We start from the raw sequence: 21,690 nt of genomic DNA on the forward strand, positions 1-21,690 counted from the left end.
ATCAACCCATCGGTTGATCGGGGGATCGGGGGGAGACCGATGGACAGCGCGACCGGGATGTTCGAGCCGCTGCGCGCGGACGATCCGCAGACCGTGCCCGGCTACCGCCTCGCGGCCCGGCTCGGCGCGGGTGGCATGGGCCGCGTCTACCTGTCGCACACCCAGGGCGGCCGCCCGGTCGCGATCAAGGTGGTGCGACCGGAACTGGCCGAAGACCCGGCGTTCCGGCGGCGCTTCCGCCGGGAGGTGGAGGCGGCCAGGCGGGTCCGGGGCGCGTACACCGCCGAGCTGATCGACGCCGAGGCGGACGGAACGCCGCCCTGGCTGGCCACCCTGTACGTGCCCGGCCCCTCACTGGCCGAGGCCGTCGCCCGGTGCGGACCGCTGCCGGTGCCCGCCGTGCTGTGGCTGGTGGCGGGGGTGGCCGAGGCGCTGCAGGCCATCCACGGCGCGGGCGTCGTGCACCGGGACCTGAAGCCGTCGAACGTGCTGCTGGCCTCCGACGGGCCCCGGGTCATCGACTTCGGCATCTCGCTGGCCTCCGGCACCACCGCGGCGACCGCCACGGGCACGGCCATCGGCACGCCCCAGTACATGGCCCCCGAGCAGGCGTCGGGGGGCGAGGTCACGACAGCCACCGACGTCTTCGCGCTGGGCCAAACGGCGGCGTTCGCGGCGCTGGGCGAGCCGCTGTACGGGGACGGGCCCTCCGTGAGCGTGCTGTTCCGGATCGTGCACTCCGAGCCCGACCTGTCCCGGCTGCCGGAGCCGCTGCGCCCGCTGATCGCCCGGTGCCTGGCCTCCGACCCGCAGGAGCGGGCCACCCCGGCGGAGATCGTGGCGTGGTGCCGGAAGCATCTGGGCAAGGACGCCGACGCGGGCGCCGGACCGGCCGTCTGGCGGGAGGTGACGGGGCCCGAGGTGGAGATCCCGGCTCCGGTCCCGTATCCCACGGCGGTGCACACGAGCCCGATGAACTGGCTTCCGCCGCAGCCGACGGCGCCGCTCGGGCCGGAGGAACAGCGGGCGCGCAGGCGGCGCATCGCGCTGATCACGGCCGCGGCGGTGACGGCGGGAACACTGCTGCTGACGGGCCTGGCCTGGCTGGGCAAGGGAGCGGCGGACCGGATGCGCGAACTGGACGCGTCCCGGGCGAAGCCGAACGGCTCGGCCGCGGGGGCCCAGGGGACGCCGTCGGGGCCGACCGGGTCGGCGGGTGACGGCAAGGCGCCGAAGACCTCCGGATCCGCACCGAGCCCGAGCCGGCCGGCGAAGCCCCTCGCCCACCCCTACCCCGGGCAGTTCCTGACCGAAGAGAACTCGATCGGCATCAAGGACCCGGTCCGGCACGACGACCTCACGGGAGACATCCGCCTGAACTGCGAGGTGACCGGTTGCCAGCTGGCGAGCGACGCGAGCGTGTTCACCATGCTGTACGCCCCGCCGGGCACCGGCACCCTCGACACGTGCAGCCTCCTCACGCGCTCCGCCACCAGCAACACGCTCCCGCTGGCCGCGGCGGCGACCGGCAGCGAGATCTGCGTCAGGCACCCGTCGGGGGACATCGCGCTGCTCGTGATCCAGACCAAGTCGACCCCGAGGTTGAAGGATCTGTCCTTCGTGACCGCTGACATGACGGTCTGGCCCGCGTCCTGACCCGGCCGCCGGGCCGCCCGCCCGCCCGGGCGGTCTAGGTCCGGTACACGGACAGCCGCGAGACCTCGTACTCCATGTCCGTCACCCCCGGGCGGGGCGCCGGGTGGTAACGCCCGGCGCAGACGGACAGGTTCACGATGAGGTACGCGCGCCAGGAGCGGCCCACGCCCGCGCGGTCGGCGAACACCCGGGCCCCGTTGACCCACCAGACGACCGACCTCCGCCCGAACTCGACCTTGAGGTCGATCCAGGCGCCCGGCCGCACCGACGGGTCGCGGTGATAGCGGTGCGCCTGGTGGACGTGGTTGGAGAGCTCCAGCAGGTCCGGGTTGTCCGGGTGGTACTCGAACACGTCGATCTCCTGGCCGCCGTCCCGCCAGGTCCAGATCGCCGGCCAGGCACCCAGCTCCACCGGGAGCCTGACCCGGGCCTCCAAGACGTCGCCGGTGCGCACCATGAAGCCCTCGTCGCTGCCCTCGGTGGTGAGCAGCCCGGTGTTCCAGTTGCCGTCGGGCCTCAGCTTGGCCCGGAAGACGCCGCTGCGGCTGTAGGCGGGATCGTCGACGAGGTGGTCCAGTTTGTTGTCGCCCGGGTTCGTCGGGCCGCCGTCGGGATACGCCCACGAGCGGCCCGCGACCCATTGGGTGGGCGAGGTGAAATCGGCGGTGAAGACAGGGGCGAGGCGCGTCCTGATCGCAGCCGCGCCGCCGGCGCCCGCCGGGGCGAGGCGCGACGTCAAGCGCCGCAGCCAGCCGAGCTTTTCCGTGTCCATGCAGGGTGTGTGCCCACAACCGGACGCACCCATGCCGGAATCATCGCGCAGGGTAATCGCGCGGAAGCATTCAGCGACCGGTGTTGCGCGCCGCCTCGATGAAGGCGCGGATCAGCTCGGGCGACTTCACCCCCCGCGCGCGCTCCACGCCGCTGGAGACGTCCACGCCCCACGCGCCGGTGCCCCGGACGGCCTCGCCGACGTTGGCTGGGGTCAGCCCGCCCGCGAGCAGCCACCGCCCCTCGGGCGGCGTGAAGTCCGCGGACCCCCAGTTCCACGGCTTGCCGGAGCCCGGGTCGGGGGCGTCGAGGAGCAGCAGGTCCTCGCCGTACTCGCCGCAGCGCTTCACGTGCTCGGCGGTGGCCCGCAGCAGCGTCCGCCCCTCGGCGCGCAGCGCCGCGAAGTCCTCGGGGCCCTCCTCGCCGTGCAGCTGCACGCCCCGTACGCCGCTCTCCTCGGCGAACCGGCGCACCTCCGCCACCTGCTGCCCCCGGAACACGCCGACGGTGAGCACCCCGTCCGGCACCCGGGCGGCCAGCTCCCGCGCGGTGGCCGCGTCGACCGTACGGGGGCTGCCGGGCGCGAAGACGAACCCGACGGCATCGGCCCCGGCCGCCACGGCCACGTCGACATCGTGCGCGGTCCGCAGCCCGCAGATCTTGACGAAGAGATCGCTCATACCCCCAGTCAATCAAAGCCCCCCGATCAGCGGTGATCCGTCTCGGCACCCGGGCGCGACCACCCCCGCGCCGCTAGCCTGGAACGAGGCTCACGCCCAGTGCACGGCACGCCACGCGGAGGACAACGGTGACGATCATGATCGAACGGGCCACACCGATAGAGCAGGCGGCACCGCCGACGTTCGAGACGCTCCTGCGAACCGTCGAGGAGATGGACACGCCAGACGGCTTCAAGGCCGAGCTCATCCGAGGGAAGATCATCGTGTCGCCGTTTTCCAAGCTTCGCTACTACCGGCGCATGCGCGCCGTACGCGAGCAGCTCCAGGCCCACGCCCCCGAGGGTCACGTCGCCGATGTAGCACCCTTCCTCTTCAGCTTCCCGGAAGCAGAGCGAGCCTACGGGCCCGACCTCTTCGTGGCGGACGAAGCGGCTTTCGACGAGGAGGGCCGCCACGCGGACAGCGCGGCCCTGTCGCTGGTCGCGGAGTTCACCTCCGTGTCGACCAGGGATGCGGACTGGAAAGAGAAGTTGGACGTGTACGGCCGCCTCGTACCCGTGTACCTGGTCGTCGACATGCAGGACTCGGAGATCACCTGCTTCTGGGATCCCTCCCCGCACGGCTACCGCTCCCGTACGACGGTGTCCTTCGGTGAGGCGCTGCGCGTTCCGGCGCCGTTCGACTGCAAGCTCGACACCACCGGCTTCTAGACACGCGGAAACGCCCGAGGGCGGCACTCCTTCCGTCAGGAAGGAGTGCCGCCCTCGTTCGAGAACAGCCGATCGACCGGCGGCCGGAGCCGCGGGAGGATCAGAAGTCCATGTCACCGCCCGGCATGCCGCCCGGGGCGCCGGCGCCGGCCTTCTCGGGCTTGTCGGCGATGACGGCCTCGGTGGTCAGGAACAGCGCGGCGATCGACGCGGCGTTCTGCAGCGCGGAGCGCGTGACCTTGGCCGGGTCGATGATGCCCTCGGCGATCATGTCCACGTACTCGCCGGTCGCGGCGTTGAGGCCGTGACCGATCGGCAGGTTGCGGACCTTCTCGACGACGACGCCACCCTCGAGACCACCGTTGACGGCGATCTGCTTGAGCGGGGCCTCAAGGGCCAGGCGCACGGCGTTGGCGCCGGTCGCCTCGTCGCCCGTGAGCTCCAGCTTCTCGAAGACCGCGGAGGCCTGCAGCAGGGCTACGCCACCACCGGCGACGATGCCCTCCTCGACGGCCGCCTTCGCGTTGCGAACGGCGTCCTCGATGCGGTGCTTGCGCTCCTTGAGCTCGACCTCGGTCGCGGCGCCGGCCTTGATGACGGCCACGCCGCCGGCCAGCTTCGCGAGGCGCTCCTGGAGCTTCTCGCGGTCGTAGTCCGAGTCGGAGTTCTCGATCTCGGCGCGGATCTGGTTCACGCGACCGGCGACCTGGTCGCTGTCACCGGCACCGTCGACGATGGTGGTCTCGTCCTTGGTGATGACGACCTTGCGGGCGCGGCCGAGCAGGTCGAGACCGGCGTTCTCCAGCTTGAGGCCGACCTCCTCGGAGATGACCGTGCCGCCCGTGAGGATGGCGATGTCACCGAGCATGGCCTTGCGGCGGTCGCCGAAGCCCGGGGCCTTGACGGCGACGGACTTGAAGGTGCCGCGGATCTTGTTGACGACCAGGGTCGACAGGGCCTCGCCCTCGACGTCCTCGGCGATGATCAGCAGCGGCTTGCCGGACTGCATGACCTTCTCCAGGAGCGGCAGCAGGTCCTTGACCGAGCCGATCTTGGAGTTGACGATCAGGATGTACGGGTCGTCGAGAGCCGACTCCATACGCTCCATGTCGGTGGCGAAGTACGCCGAGATGTAGCCCTTGTCGAAGCGCATGCCCTCGGTGAGCTCCAGCTCCAGACCGAAGGTCTGGGACTCCTCGACGGTGATGACGCCTTCCTTGCCGACCTTGTCCATGGCCTCGGCGATGAGCTCGCCGATCTGGGTGTCGGCGGCGGAGATGGAGGCCGTGGAAGCGATCTGCTCCTTGGTCTCGACATCCTTCGCCTGCTCCAGCAGGGCGCCGGAGACGGCCTCGACGGCCTTCTCGATGCCGCGCTTGAGGGCCATCGGGTTGGCACCGGCGGCCACGTTGCGCAGGCCCTCGCGGACGAGCGCCTGGGCGAGCACGGTGGCGGTGGTCGTACCGTCGCCGGCGACGTCGTCCGTCTTCTTGGCGACTTCCTTGACCAGCTCGGCGCCGATCTTCTCGTACGGGTCCTCGAGCTCGATCTCCTTGGCGATGGAGACACCATCGTTGGTGATCGTGGGCGCGCCCCACTTCTTCTCAAGGACGACGTTGCGACCCTTGGGGCCAAGGGTGACCTTGACGGCGTCGGCGAGCTGGTTCATCCCACGCTCGAGACCGCGCCGGGCCTCCTCGTCGAACGCAATGATCTTGGCCATCTGAAGTGGTCCTCCCGGACAGCGGTGGATTGCTCCCGGACCGCGCCCGCGCCCGCGACGGACGGCCTGCGTGCCCGGCGGTTCCTTCCCGCCGGACCCTGCGGGCCTCACCGACCCGGTCCTCGTTTGGTAGCACTCTCACCTGGAGAGTGCTAACGCCAATGATTAGCACTCGACCCCCACGAGTGCAAGCGGCTTGGGTGAACGCCCACGCGAACGCACGAGGGGCCCACACCCCGTGTCCAGGATGTGGGCCCCTCTTACGTACGCGTGGGCGGTCGATCGCGCCGGGACTAGCCGAGTGCGAGCTTGACCATGTCCGCCTGCGGACCCTTCTGGCCCTGCGAGATCTCGAACTCGACCCGCTGACCCTCTTCAAGGGTGCGGTATCCGTCCATCTGGATGGCGCTGTAGTGGACGAACACATCCGCACCACCGTCGACCGCGATGAAGCCGTAGCCCTTCTCCGCGTTGAACCACTTGACGGTGCCCTGAGCCATGCCTAACTCCCCTATAACTGGCCCTTGCGCAGGAACGCACTTCGCGCTCCCGGGTCAGAACTTGCGTCGGAACGCGTCGACCGAGGCTGAATGTATCCGCGTCGGTGCTGTCTGCAACAGGTCAATCCGACGAGAATTCTGGACACCCAGAAACATTGAAATAGAGTGAAAATTTGGCATATCGCAGGGCAACTCGGGCCCGACATATCTCGCCAAAGCCCCATACCGCGCCTGCACATTGACCCGATGTCGACCCTCACGCGACCCGTTCATATGCTGCGGGCAAGTCCAGCGGAGGGGACTTCCCCAACTCTACCGTGCCCAATCAAACAGAATTGCCCCCTCCGCTTTTAGCGGAGGGGGCAATTACGGTTTTCGTGTTTCAGCAGCCGCCGGCACGGTGCCGGTCTGGTCAGCCTCCGGCGACGGCGGGAATGATCGAGACACCGGCGCCGTCAGGCGTCGCCGCCTCCAGCCCTCCCTCGAAGCGGACGTCGTCGTCGTTGACGTAGACGTTCACGAAGCGGCGCAGCTTGCCCTGGTCGTCCAGGACGCGGGCGGCGATGCCCGGGTGGCTCTTCTCCAACGACTCGATGACCTCGGCCAGGGTCGAGCCCTCGGCCGGGACCTCGGACACGCCGCCGGTGTAGGTGCGCAGGATGGTGGGGATGCGGACGTTGACGCTCATGGCGCTACTGCCTTTCCGGTAGGGCGGAGGAGATGGTCAGGCCAGGCCGGCGGCGCGGAACGCGTCCAGGCTCGGGCGGATGGTGGCGGTCTGCCCGCTGTCCGCGGCCACCGCCTCCAGGGTCTTGAGACCGTCACCGGTGTTCAGGACGACGGTGGTGAGCGCCGGGTCGAGCTGCCCGTTCTCGATGAGCTTCTTCGTGACGCCGACGGTCACACCGCCCGCGGTCTCGGCGAAGATGCCCTCGGTCTGCGCGAGGATCTTGATGGCCTCGACGACCTGCTCGTCGTCGACGTCCTCGACGAAGCCGCCGGTGCGCCGGGCGATGTCCAGGACGTACGGGCCGTCCGCCGGGTTGCCGATGGCGAGCGACTTGGCGATGGTGTTCGGCTTCTGCGGGCGGACCACGTCGTGGCCGGCCTTGAAGGCGGTGGACACCGGGGAGCAGCCCTCGGCCTGGGCGCCGAAGATCTTGTACGGCTTGTCCTCGACCAGACCGAGCTTGATCAGCTCCTGCAGGCCCTTGTCGATCTTCGTCAGCTGCGAGCCGGACGCGATCGGGATGACGATCTGGTCGGGCAGCTGCCAGCCGAGCTGCTCGCAGATCTCGTACGCCAGGGTCTTGGAGCCCTCGCCGTAGTACGGGCGCAGGTTGACGTTGACGAAGCCCCAGCCCTCGCCCAGCGGGTCGCCGATGAGCTCGGAGCAGAAGCGGTTCACGTCGTCGTAGTTGCCCTCGATGCCGACCAGGTCGCCACCGTAGACACCGGCCATGACGACCTTGCCCTGCTCCAGGTCGTGCGGGATGAACACGCAGGAGCGGAAACCGGCCCGGGCGGCCGCGGCGCCGACGGCGCCGGCCAGGTTGCCGGTGGAGGAGCAGGACAGCGTGGTGTAGCCGAAGGCGCGGGCGGCCTCGACGGCGATCGCGACGACGCGGTCCTTGAAGGAGTGCGTCGGGTTGCCGGAGTCGTCCTTGACGTAGAGCTTGCCGGTGACGCCGAGCTCCTTGGCCAGGTTCTGCGCGTCCACGAGCTTGGTGAAGCCCGGGTTCAGGCTCGGCTTGGAGGCCACGTCCGCGGGGACGGGCAGCAGCGGCGCGTAACGCCAGATGTTGTTCGGGCCGGCCTCGATCGCGGCGCGCAGGGCCTCGGGGTCGCCGGTCGGGAGGTCGTAGGCGACTTCCAGAGGTCCGAAGCACTCGACGCACGCGAAGATGGGTCCGAGCTCGAAGCGGGTACCGCACTCGCGACAGGAAAGGCCGGTGGCGGGTCCGAGATCAACAGAGGTGAGATGCGTCTGTACAGCCATGATGGCGAGGCCCTTTCTCCTCATCTTCCCCATGGCGCACTTCGCCATGAGACGGAATTGGCACCTTCCCTAGCCGGGGACCTCGCGGGGGTGCGTGAAAACGCATCGCGAGAACCGACTGGAGGGTTGCCGGGGCTTCAACGGGCCGTGTCCCTCTGCCCCTCTGGATGAGCGGTATGGCACCGGGCTACGCGCTCTACGGCGCTCCCGGGCGTTTGTGCGCAAGGACCCCCGGCATGCGGTGGTCCTTTGCGTTGTTCAAGACTGTAACCGAAGGGCCGGGCGGTTGAGACAGCCGTCCGAACCGCGAGATGGATCGCATATGGGTCCAAACAAGTGACGATGCAGGGAGTACCGAGGGTGCTGGAAGAGGTGGAGCGCTGGCTGGCAGACCGCTCCTGGTCCGCCGCCGACCGACCGCTCGACCAGCTGCTGGACCGGAAACGGGCGGCTGGGACCACGGTCAGCGTGGTGCTGCCCGCGCTCGACGAGGAGGCCACCGTCGGCGCGATCGTCGAGGTGATCCGGCGCGAGCTGATCGAGGGACTGCCGTTCCCCCTGGTGGACGAACTAGTGGTGGTCGACTCGGGCTCCAGCGACCGGACGGCCGAGGTGGCGGCGAAGGCCGGCGCCCGCGTGGTGCACCGCGACGAGATCCTGCCGCGGATCCCGGCGCTGCCCGGCAAGGGCGAGGTGCTGTGGCGCTCCCTGCTGGCCACCGACGGGGACATCGTCTGCTTCGTCGACGCCGACCTGCGGGACTTCTCGGCCGACTTCGTCTCCGGGATCGTGGGGCCGCTGCTGACCGAACCGGACGTGCAGTTCGTCAAGGCGATGTACGACCGCCCGCTGGGCGACACCCCCGGCCAGGGCGGCCGGGTGACGGAGCTGGTGGCGCGCCCGCTGCTCAACCTGCACTGGCCGCAGCTCGCCGGTTTCGTCCAGCCGCTGGGCGGCGAGTACGCCGTACGCCGCTCCCTGCTGGAGCGGCTGCCGTTCCCCGTCGGGTACGGCGTCGAGCTGGGCCTGCTGGTGGACGCGCTGCACACGGTCGGGCTGGACGCGCTGGCCCAGGTGGACGTGGGCGTACGGGTCCACCGCCACCAGGACGGGCAGGCGCTGGGCCGGATGGCCGCGGCGATATACCGCACGGCGCAGCTGCGGCTCTCGCGCGGCCACTTGGTGCGGCCGGAGCTGACGCAGTTCGAACGGGGGCCGCAGGGGTTCGTGCCGCGGACGTACGCGGTGGACACGGAGGAGCGGCCGCCGATGGCGGGCGTGAAGGAGTACGCGGTGCGCCACGCGGCGTGACGCGGGGAACGGTTTGAGCGGACCCGGGCCGGGCTAGGTTCGCCGCATGGCTTCTCAGGTGCTCGTCGCCGCCAACCGCGGCCCGCTCTCGTACGCCCTCTCCGCCGAGGGCACGCTCAGTGCCCGGCGCGGCGGGGGCGGTCTCGTCTCCGGACTCTCCGCGGCGCTGGCGGAGCAGCCGGACGCGGTGTGGATCTGCGCGGCCCTGTCGGAGGCGGACCGGGAGGCGGTCCGCCGGGGCGTGGCCGAGCCCGGTGTCCGGATGCTGGACATCGATCCCACGGTGTACGACGACGCGTACAACGGCATCGCGAACTCGGTGCTGTGGTTCACCCACCACCACCTGTACGACATCCCGCGCACGCCGGTCTTCGACGCGGCGTTCCGCCGTCAGTGGGGGTCCTACGTGGAGTACAACCGGGCCTTCGCGGCGGCGCTGGCCGAGGAGGCCGCGGAGGGCGCCAGCGTCCTGGTGCAGGACTACCACCTGGCGCTCGTGCCGGGGCAGTTGCGGGAGCTGCGGCCGGACCTGCGGATCGGGCACTTCACGCACACGCCGTGGGCCGCGCGGCAGTTCATGGACATGCTCCCGGACGACATCCGCCGGGAGTTGGTGTGGGGGATGCTCGGGGCGGACCGGCTGGGCTTCCACACCTACAGCTGGGCGCTCGCCTTCATCACGAGCGCGCAGTTCGAGGACGCGAGCGGCATCGCGCGGACCCACCTGCCGAGCGGGGATGACCCGCTGCGCGGGGTGAAGCACATCAAGGCCGGCGGCGAGGCCCGGTTCACGCACGTGACCAAGTACCCGCTCGGGGTCGACGCGGACGAGCTGCGCGAGCTGGCGCACCGGCCGGAGGTGGAGGACAAGCTGGCGGCGCTGCGGGCGGAGGTCGGCGACCTGAAGACGATCGTCCGGGTGGACCGGACGGAGCTGTCGAAGAACATCGTGCGCGGGCTCCTCGCCTACCGGGAGCTGCTGACCACGCACCCCGAATGGCGCGGCCGGGTGGTGCACCTGGCGTCCGCGTACCCGTCCCGGCAGGACCTGAAGGTGTACCGGGACTACACGGAGTCGGTGCGGGAGCTGGCGGCCGCGGTGAACGCGGAGTTCGGCACGGCGGACTGGCGGCCGGTGCACGTGTCCGTGCAGGACGACTTCGCGCGCTCGCTCGCGGCGTACCGGATGGCGGACGTCGCGCTGGTGAACCCGGTGCGGGACGGGATGAACCTGGTGGCGAAGGAGATCCCGGTGGTGTCGGAGGCGGGGTGCGTGCTGGTGCTGTCGACCGGGGCGGGGGCGTACGAGGAGCTCCGCCAGGACGCGTTGACGGTGAACCCGTACGACGTGACGCAGACGGCCGAGGCGCTGCACGCGGCGCTGTCCATGCCGGACGCCGAGCGCGCGGACCGCACGAAGCGCCTGGCGGCGGCGGCCACCGCCCTCCCCCCGGCCCAGTGGTTCACGGCCCAACTCGCGGACCTCCAGGGCTGACCCGCGGGTCAGGAGCGCAGGGCCTCGGCAAGGGCGGCCAGGAAGGACGCCACCGCGCCGGGGCCCGGCAGGACCAGGTCGGCGCGGGCGGCGAGCTCCGGGACCTCGGCGGAGCCGCTGCACACCAGCAGCCCCGGCAGGCCGTCGGCCCGGCGCTTCTCGACCGCCGAGTACGCGGCCAGGTCGCCCAGGTCGTCGCCCGCGTACAGCACCGGCCCCGCGTCCTTCTCCGCGAGGAACTCCGTCAGGGCGACGCCCTTGTCCGTGCCCGGCGGCCTGAGCTCCAGCACGGCCCGGCCCGGTTCGACCATCAGCCCGTGCCGCGCGGCCAGCTCGGCCAGGGGTTCCCGGAGCGCCGCGAAGGCCGCCTCCGGGTCCTCGGCGCGGCGGGTGTGGACCGCCAGCGCCCGGCCCTTCTCCTCGATCCAGGTGCCCCGCCAGGCCCCGATCGAGTCCAGGAATCCCGGCAGCTCGGCCCGGACCGCCGCCACCCCGGGGTGTTCGGCGGGGGCGTGGACTATCCCGGTGACGGCGTCCCAGCGTTCGGCCCCGTAGTGGCCGAGGACCACCAGGTGTTCCAGTCCGGGGACCCCGGCGAAGCCCCCGTAGCGGACGGCGACGCCCGCCGGCCGGCCGGTGACCACGGCCACCGAGGCCACCTCGGGGGCCAGCGCGGCCAGGGCGGGTACGGCTCCGGGGTGGGCCCGGGCCTGGTCCGGGTCCGGGACGATGTCGGCGAGGGTCCCGTCGAAGTCCAGGGCGACCACGGACCGGCGGGGTGCGCGGAGCAGGGCTTCGAGTCCCTCGCGTCCGGCTGCGGTGACGGGCATCGGCAAGTCGTGCGGATGGCTCCCCATACGGACGACCCTAACGGCCCAGCCGCGTGACGGCTATCGCCTGGCCCGCTGGGCCTCGCGGATCCGGCGCAGGCGGTTCACCGTGCCCGGGGCGTGCGCCAGCGCGCGGGGGTCGTCCATCAGCGCGTTGAGCAGCTGGTAGTAGCGGACCGGGGTCATCCCCAGCCCCTCCCGTATCGCGCGCTCCTTGGCCCCGGGCCCGGGCCACGTGCGTCCCTCGTACGCGAGCACCGCGGCCTCCGTGGCCGTCAGCTGCCCCTCGTCCGTCATACGGCCAGATTAACGCCGCCCACCGACACGGGCCCGACCGCCCGGGCCGCCCCGGCCGCCGCCCCGGCCGCCGCCCCGGCCGCCGCCCCGGCCGCCGCCCCGGCCGCCGCCCCGGCCGCCGCCCCGGCCAGTCGCCGCGGCCAGTCGCCGCCGCGGCCCGCCCCGCGTCAGCGCAGGTCCGCCGTCCGCGCCGTCCCGGCGATCTCCTCCAGCACCTCGTCCGGCTTCCCGCCCGGCTGGACGGACTTGCCTATGTTCTGCTTGATGTCCTCGCTGACGCCCGCCCAGGACTTCTTGCCGACCGGGTAGAGCCGCGAGCTCGGCAGCGCCTCCAGGAAGGTCTTCAGCTGCGGTGCGGCGCCGCCCTTGCCGGACTGCACCGCCCGGTAGCCGGTGGTGGTGACCGGGAGCAGGTCGTACATGTTGGTGAAGGCGGTCACGTTCTTCGCCTCGTACAGCTGGTCCAGGAACTTGCCGGACTCCTTCGGGTGGCCGTTCTTGAAGGCCATCACCCAGTCCGCGACGCCCATCGCCGAGTGATCGGCGCCGTCGATGGTCGGCATGGTCACCATGCCGAACTTGACGCCCTTCCCGGCCGCCTGCTTGATCAGCGTGGGGTGGCCGTTGAGCATGCCGACCTCGCCGCGCGTGAAGGCGTCGAAGGCGTCCTGCCGGTTCGTCTTACCCGGCTCGCCCGGCCCGGTCAGCCCCTGTCCGACCATCTTGTCCCGCAGGAACTCCAGGGCCTTGACGTTCTCCGCGGAGTCGATGGAGTACTGCTCCTCGTTGTCGGTGTAGCCGCCACCGCCCGCGAGCATCCACATCATCGTCTCGGCCTGCGCCTCCTCGCGGCCCAGCGGCAGCGCGAAGGGGGTCTGGACCCCGGCGCCCTTGAGCTTCTTCGCGGCCGCCTCCAGCTCCGCCCAGCTCTTGGGCTGCCAGCCGTTCTTGGCGTCCTTCGCGATGACCCCGGCGTCGGTCAGGAGCTTCTCGTTGTAGAAGAGCAGCCGGGTGCTGGCCACGAAGGGCAGGCCGTACTGGATCCGCTTGACCTTGCCCGCGTCGGCGAGCGGCGCGAGGAAGTCGGCCTCGGTCTTGACGGAGAGCAGCTCATCCGCCGTGTACAGCTTGCCCGCCGCCGCGTAGTCGGCGTAGGCGCCGATCTGCGCGATGTCGGGGGCCTTGCCGGCCTTGACCATCTCGGCGACCTTGGCGTCGACCTCCGACCAGGAGTAGACGCTGACCTCGACCTTGATGCCCGGATTGGACTTCTCGAAGCCGTCGGCGAGCGTCTTCCAGTACGTCGCGGACGAGTTCTGCGGATTGTCCCCGTACTCGGCCGCCACGACCCGCAGGGTCACCTCGTTGTTCCCGGTGAGTCCGCCGAGCGCTCCGCAGCCCGTCAGCGTGACCGCCGTCAGGCTCAGTGCGGCGCCGGACGCGGCCAGGCTCAGGTATCGGCGCTTCACAGTTCTCGTCCACCCCTAGTTGTACGTACGATCCACGTAAGGTCTACACCACTTTGGCGGCTCGTTCACATCCGGATCCGGACCGGGTCCCGAATTTGTTGGGCCGCTCAACAATCCCTTCCAATGGACTAGACCTTTCCCCGTCGAGCACGCGAGACTGTCCCCTGTGAAACCCGTGAAACACGTCATCGCCCTCGATGTGGGCGGCACCGGGATGAAGGCCGCCCTGGTCGCCGCCGACGGCACCCTGCTGCACGAGGCGCGCCGCGCCACCGGTCGCGAGCGGGGCCCCGACGCCGTCGTCGAGACGATCCAGAACTTCGCCGCCGAGCTCCTCGACATCGGCCGGGAGCAGTTCGCACAGCCCGCCTCGGCCGCCGGGGTCGCCGTCCCCGGCATCGTCGACGCCGAGAACGGGATCGCCGTCTACGCGGCGAACCTGGGCTGGCGCGACGTACCGATGCGCGCCCTGCTCGGCCGGCGCCTCGGCGGCATCCCGGTGGCCCTCGGCCACGACGTGCGCACGGGCGGACTCGCCGAAGGCCGCATCGGCGCGGGCCGCGGAGCCGACCGCTTCCTGTTCGTGCCGCTGGGCACCGGCATCGCCGGAGCCATCGGCATCGGCGGCCGCATCGAGGCCGGCGCCCACGGCTACGCGGGCGAGATCGGCCACATCGTGGTCCGCCCCGGCGGCCCCGCCTGCGGCTGCGGCCAGCACGGCTGCCTGGAGACGCTCGCCTCCGCCTCCGCCGTCAGCCGCGCCTGGGCGGCCGCCTCCGGCGACCCCGACGCCGACGCGGCGGACTGTGCCGAGGCCGTCGAATCCGGCGACGCGCGCGCCCGGGAGGTGTGGCTGGCCGCCGTCGGCGCCCTCGCCGACGGGCTGGTCACCGCCATCACCCTGCTGGACCCGCGCACTCTGATCATCGGTGGCGGGCTCGCCGAGGCCGGGGAAACCTTGTTCACACCACTACGGACGGCCGTGGAGGAGCGCGTGACGTTCCAGCGGCTCCCCCACATCGTTCCGGCGGCCCTCGGGGACACCGCCGGATGCCTGGGCGCAGGGCTGCTCGCCTGGGACCTACTCGCCACGGAGGTACCTGCCTGATGTCCGGAAGCGCGCACAGCACTGTTCTCTCCGGCGCCAGGGTGGTGCTGCCCACCGGGGCCGTGGCCAACGGGCGGGTCATTGTCGACGGTGACCGCATCGCCGGCAGTGCCCGGGAGGACGTGCGGGTCGTGGACCTGTCCGGGCACTGGATCGTCCCCGGCTTCGTCGACATGCACAACCACGGCGGCGGCGGCGCCTCGTTCACCTCCGGCACCGCCGAGGAGGTCCTGACGGGCGTCCGCACCCACCGCGAGCACGGGACCACCACCCTGGTCGCCTCCACCGTCACCGGGGACCTGGACGAACTGGCCCGGCGGGCCGGGCTGCTGGCCGAACTGACCCAGCAGGGCGAGATCGCGGGCATCCACTTCGAGGGGCCGTTCATCAACGCCTGCCGCAAGGGCGCGCACAAGGAGGAGCTGCTGCGCGACCCCGACCCGGCCGAGGTCCGCAAGCTCGTCGACGCCGCGCACGGCGCCGCCCGGATGTTCACGCTCGCGACCGAACTGCCGGGCGGCCTGGACTCCGTACGGCTGCTGGCCGAGCACGGGGTCATCGCCGCAGTCGGCCACACGGACTCCACGTACGACCAGACGCGCCAGGCCATCGACGCGGGCGCGACCGTGGCCACCCACCTCTTCAACGCGATGCCCGGCCTCGCGCACCGCGCCCCCGGCCCGATCGCGGCGCTGCTGGAGGACGAGCGGGTCACCGTCGAGCTGATCAACGACGGCACGCACCTGCACCCCGCCATGCTGGAACTGGCCTTCCACCACGCGGGCGCGCACCGGGTCGCGCTGATCACCGACGCGATGGACGCGGCCGGCTTCGGCGACGGGACCTACCACCTCGGCCCGCTGGAGGTCGAGGTCAAGGAGGGCGTGGCCCGCCTCGTCGAGGGCGGCTCCATCGCCGGTTCGACCCTGACCCTGGACACGGCCTTCAAGCGTTCGGTCACCCTGGACAAGCTGCCGGTGGAGTCCGTGGTCCAGGCGATCTCCGCCAACCCGGCCAAGCTGCTCGGCCTGTACGACGAGATCGGCTCGCTGGAGCCCGGCAAGTACGCGGACCTGGTCGTCCTGGACGCCTCGTTCGACCTCAAGGGCGTCATGCGGCGCGGCGAATGGATCGTCAGCCCGGTCCCCGGGGACGGTTCCTGACGGCCAACCGGCTGTACGGAGGAAGGCGGTCGCCCCCAGGACTGGGCCGACCGCCTTCTCTTTGGCATGATCCCGGCAGCAACAGACCCGGGGGTGCCCATGATCCTGACCGTGACGCTCAACACCGCGCTCGACGTGACCTACCGCGTGCCGAGGCTGCTCCCGCACGCCTCGCACCGGGTCGCCGCGGTCTCCGAGCGCCCCGGCGGCAAGGGGATCAACGTGGCCCGCGTCCTGGCCGCCCTCGGCCACGAGGTGACGGCCACCGGCTTCGCGGGCGGCCCGGTCGGTGATGTCGTCCGGGAGCTGCTCGCGCAGTCCCCGGGCGTGGTGGACGCCCTGCTCCCCTGCGCGGGCACCACGCGCCGCACCCTGGCCGTGGCCGACGACGCCTCCGGCGACACCACGCAGTTCAACGAACCGGGCCCGCTGATCACGCCCGCGGAGTGGGCGGGCTTCCTGGCCCACTACGAGGCCCTGCTGGCCGGAGCCCGCGCCGTGGCCCTGTGCGGGAGCCTGCCGCCCGGCGTGCCGGTGGGCGCGTACGCGGTGCTCGTTCGGGCCGCCCGCGCGGCCGGGATCCCGGTCCTCCTGGACACCAGCGGCGAGGCCCTGCGCCGCGGGGTCGCCGCCCGCCCCGAGATGATCAAGCCGAACGCCGCCGAGCTGGCCGAGCTGACCGGATCGCGCGAACCGCTCCCCGCCACCCGCGACGCCCGCCGCCGGGGCGCCCACGCGGTGATCACCTCGCTCGGCCCGGCCGGGCTGCTGGCCGCCACCCCCGAGGGCACCTGGCAGGCCGCCCCGCCGCGCGCCCTGGCCGGCAACCCCACCGGGGCGGGCGACTCCGCGGTCGCGGGCCTGCTGTCGGGCCTGACGGAGGGCCTGGACTGGCCCGAGCGCCTCGCCCGCGCGGTCGCCCTCTCGGCGGCCACGGTCCACGCCCCGGCGGCGGGAGAGTTCGACCCCCGCACCTACGAGGAGGTACGGGGGTCGGTGAAGGTGACGGCGGCCGGCTAGGGCCTCCGTCTCACCCCTTTTCGAGCCAGAGCTGGTCGAGGTTCACGTCGCACTGGTTGCCGGCCTCGCACGAGATCCTGATCGTGTTCGAGCCCTGCTTGAGCTGCACGAGCGAGTACGTGTTGGTCCAGCCCTTGGCCCAGTCGCCCTCGGGGGCCTTCGAGAAGTTCTTCATGTTGATCGGCCGGGTCTGCACCTCGCCGTTGATGGTCAGCGTGGTGTTGGCGTCCTTGCCCGGCACCCCGTAGGTCATCTTCAGCTTGTACTGGCCCGCCTTGGGGACGTCCAGCGTCCATGTGGCCGCCGCACCCAGCTGGTTCAGGCCGCCCACGTACTGGCCTCCCGAACTCTTGGCGCCCGGCACCGTGTTCTGCAGCAGCGCACCGCCCGTGAGGGACATGCCGGCGCCGGCGAAGTCCGCCTTCGGCAGCTCCGCCTCGGTCGGCTGCGGGGAGTCGCTCGGGGCCGGGGACGACGGGTTCTGCGGGGCGGCCGACTGCTGCTTGCCGCCCGTCGCGTTGTCGCCCTTCTTGTCCTTGTCCTTGTCGCCGAAGGCGACGGCCGCGCCGATGCCGATCACGACCGCGCCGACCACCGCGACGGCCGCGATGAGCAGACCCTTGCGGCTGGAACCGCCACCGCCGCCGTGGCCGCCGTGGCCGCCAGGGGGCGCGATCGTCTGCGTCTGGTGCTGCGGGGACTGCTGCTGCGGCGGAACGCCGTAGCCGCCCGCCTGGAGCGCCTCAGGGGCCTGGTACTGCGCCTGGTAGGGCGGCTGCTGCGCGGGCACCTGGCCGCGCTGGGCGCCGGCGTTCCTGCGCTCGCCCACCGTCCGCACCTGGTGGTGGGAGGTACGGGGAACACCGGGCTGCGCGCCGGAAGGACCGCCTGCCCCGGGCCCCGGGTAGCCGTATCCACCGCCCGACGTGGGCGGGGCGGCTCCGGCCTCCTGGCCGTCCGCGTAGAGATAGCCGAACGGATCGTCGTCCTCGGGCTTGTTCGCCCCACCGTGCGGGCCGTTGTTCGCGGGCGTAGTCATCGCAGGTCACTCCTTTCGACCCCCGGGAGCCTACCCCGAACAGGTGCGCCCACGGGCGCCCGATCGCCTCAGCCGGCCCGGCGGTGCGCCTTGGAGCGGGACCTCTTCTCGATGTACATCCGCTGGTCGGCCGAGCGCAGCACCTCGTCCGCCGACATGCCGCAGCTGGCCCAGCCGATGCCGAAACTGGCTCCGACACGCACCGCACGGCCGTCGACCCGGATCGGCGGGATGATCGCGCTGCGCAGCCGGACGGCGAGATCGGCGGCGTCCGCCGCGCCCAGCCCGTCGGCGAGGACGACGAATTCGTCACCACCCAGCCGGGCGACGGTGTCACCGTCCCTGACGCCCGTCGTGAGCCGTCGGGCCACCTCGATCAGGACCGCGTCGCCCGTGTGGTGCCCGAACCGGTCGTTGATCGACTTGAAGCCGTCGAGGTCGCAGAAGAGCACCGCGAGCCCCTTCGTCCCGTCGTCGATGTCCGTCGTCGGCGCCACGGTGTGCACGTGGTGGTCGTACGGGCCGTCCGCCTGGGCGGGCAGCGTCCCGGCGTACTCCAGGGGCTCGGACCCCGTGAACCGGTCGGGGCCGTCGGCCTGAAAGCGGTGCTCACCGGCACCACCCGCCTCGCCCCGTACCTCGTACCCGTCGCCGTGCCCGGCGTGCGCCTCGCGTCCCTCGTAGGCCGCGTCCAGGGCCTCCACGGCGGTGGCCCGCACCGACTGCGGCCTGCGGCACAGCCGCGCGCCGAGCCGGGACCGCAGCTCGGCGCTGTTGGGCAGGCCGGTCAGCGAGTCGTGGCTGGCGCGGTGGGCGAGCTGGAGCTCGTGCCGCTTGCGCTCCTCGATGTCCTCGACGTGCGTGAGCAGGAACCGCGGGCCGTCGGCGGCGTCGGCGACGACCGAGTTGCGCAGGGAGACCCATACGTACGTGCCGTCGCGCCGGCCCAGGCGCAGCTCGGCGCGGCCGCCCTCGGCGGAGGTCCGCAGCAGGGTGCCGATGTCCTCGGGGTGGACCAGGTCGGAGAAGGAGTAGCGGCGCAGCACCGACGCCGGGCGGCCCAGCAGCCGGCACAGCGCGTCATTGGTCCGCAGCAGCCGGCCGTGCTGGTCCCCGCCCATCTCGGCGATGGCCATGCCGCTCGGCGCGTACTCGAAGGCCTGGCGGAACGACTCTTCACTGGCCCGCAGTGCCTGCTGCTCGCGCTCCAGCCGGACCAGGGCGCGCTGCATGTTCGCGCGGAGCCGGGCATTGCTGATCGCAATCGCCGCCTGGAAGGCGTACATCTGGAGCGCCTCGCGGCCCCAGGCGCCGGGCCGGCGGCCGTTGCGCGGTCTGTCCACCGAAATGACACCCAGAAGTTCCCCTCCGGACGCATACATCGGCGCATAGAGCCGGTCCTCGGGGTGCCACTCGTCCTCGAAGCGCGGCTCGGGGCCCTCCGTGTGCCACTGGGGGACGTCGTCCTCCATGAGCACCCAGCCCTCGGTGTGCGGGATGAAGCGGAGGCCGTCCCAGTTCTCACCCATCGTCAGGCGGCGTTCCCAGGAACTGCGGGAGCCGACGCGGCCGGTGATGAGGGCCTCAGCGGCGGGGTCGCCCGCGAAGGCGGCGACGACCAGATCACCGTCGGGGCGTACGAGGTTGACACAGGCGAGTTCGTAGCCGAGGCCCACGACGATGCCGTCCACGACGGTCTGCAGAGTGTCCGCCAGGCTCCTGGCCGTATTGAGCTGGGCCACCACCCGGTGCAGCTGCCGCAGGGTCGCAAGACGGACGTACGGCTCCGACTCGGTCTCCATTGCTCGCTCTCCCCGAGACCTCGACAGCAACTCCAGGTTTGTCATCGGCGTTTCGTTGCGGTGTCCCGTCCACTGAATCACAGTGAGCTGTGCCGCAGGTACACAGGGTCAACAAATCTTGCCCTCTGTGACTCAAGTCACATGAGATGAATAACGGCGTGCTGCTGGGCGTCACCACGGGGAGCGCTCCCTCGTATTTTCGTGAGCAAACGATACGCCGGGGCCTAGGCCGAGGGGCGGGGACGCGACTCGGACCAGGGCCCGATGTGCGCGCCGGAGGGCGGGATTAGCGTTCCAGCGTGCTGAAGACGACGCCCGTGACCACCCTGCCCGATGCCAGCCCCCATGCTGAGGGGGTGAGCAACGACGAGTTCCGGGCAGCCATGTCCCGGCTGGCGGCGGGCGTGTGCCTGATCACCGCGCACGAGACCCCCCTGACGGCGGACGGCCCGCGCGGCGAGGACGTCGGCATGACGGCGACCGCCTTCATGTCCGTGTCCCTGGATCCGCCCCTCGTGGTGGTGAGCCTGCGCGAGGGCTCCCGGATGGACGACCTGCTCGCGGAGCAGCCGCTGTGGGCGGTCTCGCTCCTCGCGGACCACCAGCTCCAGGTCGCCGGCCGCTTCGCCATGAAGGGCCGGATCAGCGACCGGCTGCTCTTCGCCGACCTCCCCTGCGTACGCGGCGAGGCATCGGGCGCACCGCTGCTGAGCGGCGCGCTGGCCACCCTCGAATGCCGTACGGAGAACCGCGTCGAAGCGGGCGACCACACCCTGGTCATCGGTCGCGTCCTGACCGCCGCCATGCCCTCTCCGGACGGACAGCCGCTGACGTACTTCCGCGGCCGCTACCGGCACCTGGGCCAGTAGTCCCGCGCAGGGGCGGCCCTACCAATCCCGCCCGGTCCGGCCCCGCTTGGTCTCGGCCCGCGCCTTCTTCTCCCGCAGCCGCCGCTCGTTGATCCCCCGGGGGATCTTCGTCGGCCGGCGCGGCTTCGGCGGCGGCGCCGTCGCCTCGGCCAGCAGCGAAGCCAGCCGGACCAGCGCCATCTCCCGGTTGCGGAACTGCGAGCGGTGCTCGGAGGCCCGTACGGTCACCACCCCGTCGACCAGACGGGAGGCGAGCCGCTCCAGCGCCCGCGCCTTCCACACCTCGGGCAGCGCGTTCGTCGCCGCCAGGTCGAAGAGCAGCTCCACGCGGGAGTCCGAGGTGTTCACGTGCTGGCCGCCCGGTCCGGAGGACCGCGAAAAACGCCAGGCGAGCTCGCCCTCGGGGAGCACGACCGAACCGCGGATGACATGGGGACCAGACATGCCTCCTATGATCCGTGCCCGCCCCCGCCCCGTCACCCTCATTTCCGTCACCCTGATTTCACACGGGAACCCGCCGGGCCCCTCGTGGCGTTATAGGGGTGAGCGGTAACTTGACCGCCTGTACGTGCATGTCGGATGAGGAAAGGGACATTCCCATGGCTGTCAGCCTGTCCAAGGGCGGCAACGTCTCGCTCACGAAGGAGGCCCCCGGCCTCGCTGCCGTCACGGTCGGCCTCGGCTGGGACGTCCGTACGACCACCGGTGTCGACTTCGACCTCGACGCCTCGGCCATCGCCGTCAACGCGACGGGCAAGGTCGTCTCCGACGGCCACTTCGTCTTCTTCAACAACAAGTCCACCCCGGACCAGACCATCGTCCACACCGGTGACAACCGCACCGGCGAGGGCGCGGGCGACGACGAGGCCATCAAGGTCAACCTCGCCGGCCTCCCGGCCGACGTGGACAAGATCGTCTTCCCGGTCTCCATCTATGACGCCGAGGCCCGCAGCCAGAACTTCGGCCAGGTCCGCAACGCGTACATCCGCGTCGTGAACCAGGCCGGCGGCGCCGAGATCGCCCGCTACGATCTCTCCGAGGACGCGGCGACCGAGACCGCCATGGTCTTCGGCGAGCTCTACCGCAACGGCGCCGAGTGGAAGTTCCGCGCGGTCGGCCAGGGCTACGCCTCCGGCCTCACCGGCATCGCGCAGGACTTCGGCGTCAACGTCTGAGTCCCGCCCCGCGGCGGACGTCACCGCCGCGGCACAAGCCCCCTCCCGGCCGGGGAGGGGGCTTCGCCGTGGG

The 21,690-nt window shown here is 71.5% G+C and carries 21 protein-coding genes and 1 riboswitch; of the genes, 9 read left to right on the plus strand and 12 right to left on the minus strand.

From position 1 onward, the window contains the following. The first annotated feature begins 39 nt into the window (after positions 1–39). Positions 40–1,656 (plus strand): serine/threonine-protein kinase, encoded by a 1,617-nt coding sequence (locus OG429_RS17970; RefSeq protein WP_328926336.1) that lies wholly within the window; start codon positions 40–42, stop codon positions 1,654–1,656. 34 nt (positions 1,657–1,690) lie between these two features. Here the strand turns inward: OG429_RS17970 and OG429_RS17975 are convergent, their stop codons facing one another. Continuing rightward, positions 1,691–2,428: a beta-glucanase gene (locus OG429_RS17975; RefSeq protein ID WP_328926337.1), complete on the minus strand. Its 738-nt coding sequence runs from the start codon at positions 2,426–2,428 to the stop codon at positions 1,691–1,693. Positions 2,429–2,498: 70 nt separating this feature from the next. Further along, positions 2,499–3,107, minus strand: coding sequence for a phosphoribosylanthranilate isomerase (locus tag OG429_RS17980; RefSeq protein WP_328926338.1), 609 nt, complete (start codon positions 3,105–3,107; stop codon positions 2,499–2,501). A gap of 137 nt (positions 3,108–3,244) precedes the next feature. On the opposite strand from OG429_RS17980, the gene OG429_RS17985 reads away from it, so the two are divergent. Further along, positions 3,245–3,817: a Uma2 family endonuclease gene (locus tag OG429_RS17985; protein WP_328930323.1), complete on the plus strand. Its 573-nt coding sequence runs from the start codon at positions 3,245–3,247 to the stop codon at positions 3,815–3,817. A 100-nt stretch (positions 3,818–3,917) separates the two neighbouring features. Here the strand turns inward: OG429_RS17985 and groL are convergent, their stop codons facing one another. The 4 genes from groL to thrC all read right to left on the minus strand — a co-directional run bounded on the left by groL (position 3,918) and on the right by thrC (position 8,063). Continuing rightward, the gene (gene groL, locus OG429_RS17990; RefSeq protein WP_328926339.1) at positions 3,918–5,540 is read right to left on the minus strand and encodes a chaperonin GroEL; all 1,623 of its coding nucleotides are present in this window, start codon (positions 5,538–5,540) and stop codon (positions 3,918–3,920) included. A 293-nt stretch (positions 5,541–5,833) separates the two neighbouring features. Continuing rightward, positions 5,834–6,040, minus strand: coding sequence for a cold-shock protein (locus tag OG429_RS17995; protein ID WP_030009783.1), 207 nt, complete (start codon positions 6,038–6,040; stop codon positions 5,834–5,836). A gap of 412 nt (positions 6,041–6,452) precedes the next feature. After that, the gene (locus OG429_RS18000) at positions 6,453–6,728 is read right to left on the minus strand and encodes a MoaD/ThiS family protein (RefSeq protein WP_328926340.1); all 276 of its coding nucleotides are present in this window, start codon (positions 6,726–6,728) and stop codon (positions 6,453–6,455) included. A gap of 36 nt (positions 6,729–6,764) precedes the next feature. Next, complete coding sequence (gene thrC, locus OG429_RS18005) at positions 6,765–8,063, minus strand: threonine synthase (RefSeq protein ID WP_405679637.1); 1,299 nt, start codon at positions 8,061–8,063, stop codon at positions 6,765–6,767. Next, positions 8,057–8,213: riboswitch (SAM riboswitch) on the minus strand. It overlaps the preceding gene by 7 nt. 186 nt (positions 8,214–8,399) lie before the next feature. Between thrC and OG429_RS18010 the strand changes: the two genes are divergently transcribed. Both OG429_RS18010 and OG429_RS18015 read left to right on the plus strand, forming a co-directional pair. Next, entirely contained in the window at positions 8,400–9,350 is a 951-nt protein-coding gene (locus OG429_RS18010; protein ID WP_328930324.1) for a glucosyl-3-phosphoglycerate synthase, read from the plus strand. Between the two features lie 46 nt (positions 9,351–9,396). After that, entirely contained in the window at positions 9,397–10,845 is a 1,449-nt protein-coding gene (locus OG429_RS18015) for an alpha,alpha-trehalose-phosphate synthase (UDP-forming) (protein WP_328926342.1), read from the plus strand. An 8-nt stretch (positions 10,846–10,853) separates the two neighbouring features. Here OG429_RS18015 and otsB read toward each other — a convergent pair whose 3' ends face one another. From otsB to OG429_RS18030, 3 genes are all read right to left on the minus strand, one after another. Then, positions 10,854–11,702, minus strand: coding sequence for a trehalose-phosphatase (gene otsB / locus OG429_RS18020; RefSeq protein ID WP_328926343.1), 849 nt, complete (start codon positions 11,700–11,702; stop codon positions 10,854–10,856). A gap of 33 nt (positions 11,703–11,735) precedes the next feature. After that, positions 11,736–11,972 carry a DUF3263 domain-containing protein gene (locus OG429_RS18025; RefSeq protein ID WP_030031449.1) on the minus strand — a complete coding sequence of 79 codons (237 nt, stop codon included), beginning with the start codon at positions 11,970–11,972 and terminating at the stop codon, positions 11,736–11,738. 167 nt (positions 11,973–12,139) lie between these two features. Next, positions 12,140–13,441, minus strand: a complete 1,302-nt coding sequence (locus tag OG429_RS18030; protein ID WP_328926344.1) for an extracellular solute-binding protein — start codon at positions 13,439–13,441, stop codon at positions 12,140–12,142. A gap of 175 nt (positions 13,442–13,616) precedes the next feature. On the opposite strand from OG429_RS18030, the gene OG429_RS18035 reads away from it, so the two are divergent. The 3 genes from OG429_RS18035 to OG429_RS18045 all read left to right on the plus strand — a co-directional run bounded on the left by OG429_RS18035 (position 13,617) and on the right by OG429_RS18045 (position 16,732). Beyond that, positions 13,617–14,549 (plus strand): ROK family protein, encoded by a 933-nt coding sequence (locus OG429_RS18035; protein WP_328930325.1) that lies wholly within the window; start codon positions 13,617–13,619, stop codon positions 14,547–14,549. Continuing rightward, the gene (gene nagA, locus OG429_RS18040) at positions 14,549–15,712 is read left to right on the plus strand and encodes an N-acetylglucosamine-6-phosphate deacetylase (protein ID WP_328926345.1); all 1,164 of its coding nucleotides are present in this window, start codon (positions 14,549–14,551) and stop codon (positions 15,710–15,712) included. The genes OG429_RS18035 and nagA overlap by 1 nt, the downstream gene beginning before the upstream one ends. 99 nt (positions 15,713–15,811) lie before the next feature. Further along, positions 15,812–16,732 carry a 1-phosphofructokinase family hexose kinase gene (locus OG429_RS18045; protein ID WP_328926346.1) on the plus strand — a complete coding sequence of 307 codons (921 nt, stop codon included), beginning with the start codon at positions 15,812–15,814 and terminating at the stop codon, positions 16,730–16,732. A 10-nt stretch (positions 16,733–16,742) separates the two neighbouring features. On the opposite strand, the gene OG429_RS18050 is transcribed toward OG429_RS18045, so the two are convergent. After that, positions 16,743–17,771 carry a CBM35 domain-containing protein gene (locus tag OG429_RS18050; protein ID WP_328926347.1) on the minus strand — a complete coding sequence of 343 codons (1,029 nt, stop codon included), beginning with the start codon at positions 17,769–17,771 and terminating at the stop codon, positions 16,743–16,745. Positions 17,772–17,839: 68 nt separating this feature from the next. Beyond that, positions 17,840–19,573: a diguanylate cyclase CdgB gene (gene cdgB / locus OG429_RS18055; protein ID WP_328926348.1), complete on the minus strand. Its 1,734-nt coding sequence runs from the start codon at positions 19,571–19,573 to the stop codon at positions 17,840–17,842. A 299-nt stretch (positions 19,574–19,872) separates the two neighbouring features. Between cdgB and OG429_RS18060 the strand changes: the two genes are divergently transcribed. Next, entirely contained in the window at positions 19,873–20,442 is a 570-nt protein-coding gene (locus OG429_RS18060) for a flavin reductase family protein (protein WP_328926349.1), read from the plus strand. Positions 20,443–20,460: 18 nt separating this feature from the next. Here the strand turns inward: OG429_RS18060 and arfB are convergent, their stop codons facing one another. After that, a complete protein-coding gene (gene arfB / locus OG429_RS18065; protein WP_328926350.1) occupies positions 20,461–20,886 on the minus strand; it encodes an alternative ribosome rescue aminoacyl-tRNA hydrolase ArfB in 426 nt (141 codons plus the stop codon). 155 nt (positions 20,887–21,041) lie between these two features. Here arfB and OG429_RS18070 point away from each other — a divergent pair, with 155 nt between their 5' ends. Next, complete coding sequence (locus OG429_RS18070; protein ID WP_328926351.1) at positions 21,042–21,617, plus strand: TerD family protein; 576 nt, start codon at positions 21,042–21,044, stop codon at positions 21,615–21,617. Positions 21,618–21,690: the final 73 nt, after the last annotated feature.

Source organism: Streptomyces sp. NBC_00190, assembly GCF_036203305.1.
GTDB lineage: Bacteria > Actinomycetota > Actinomycetes > Streptomycetales > Streptomycetaceae > Streptomyces.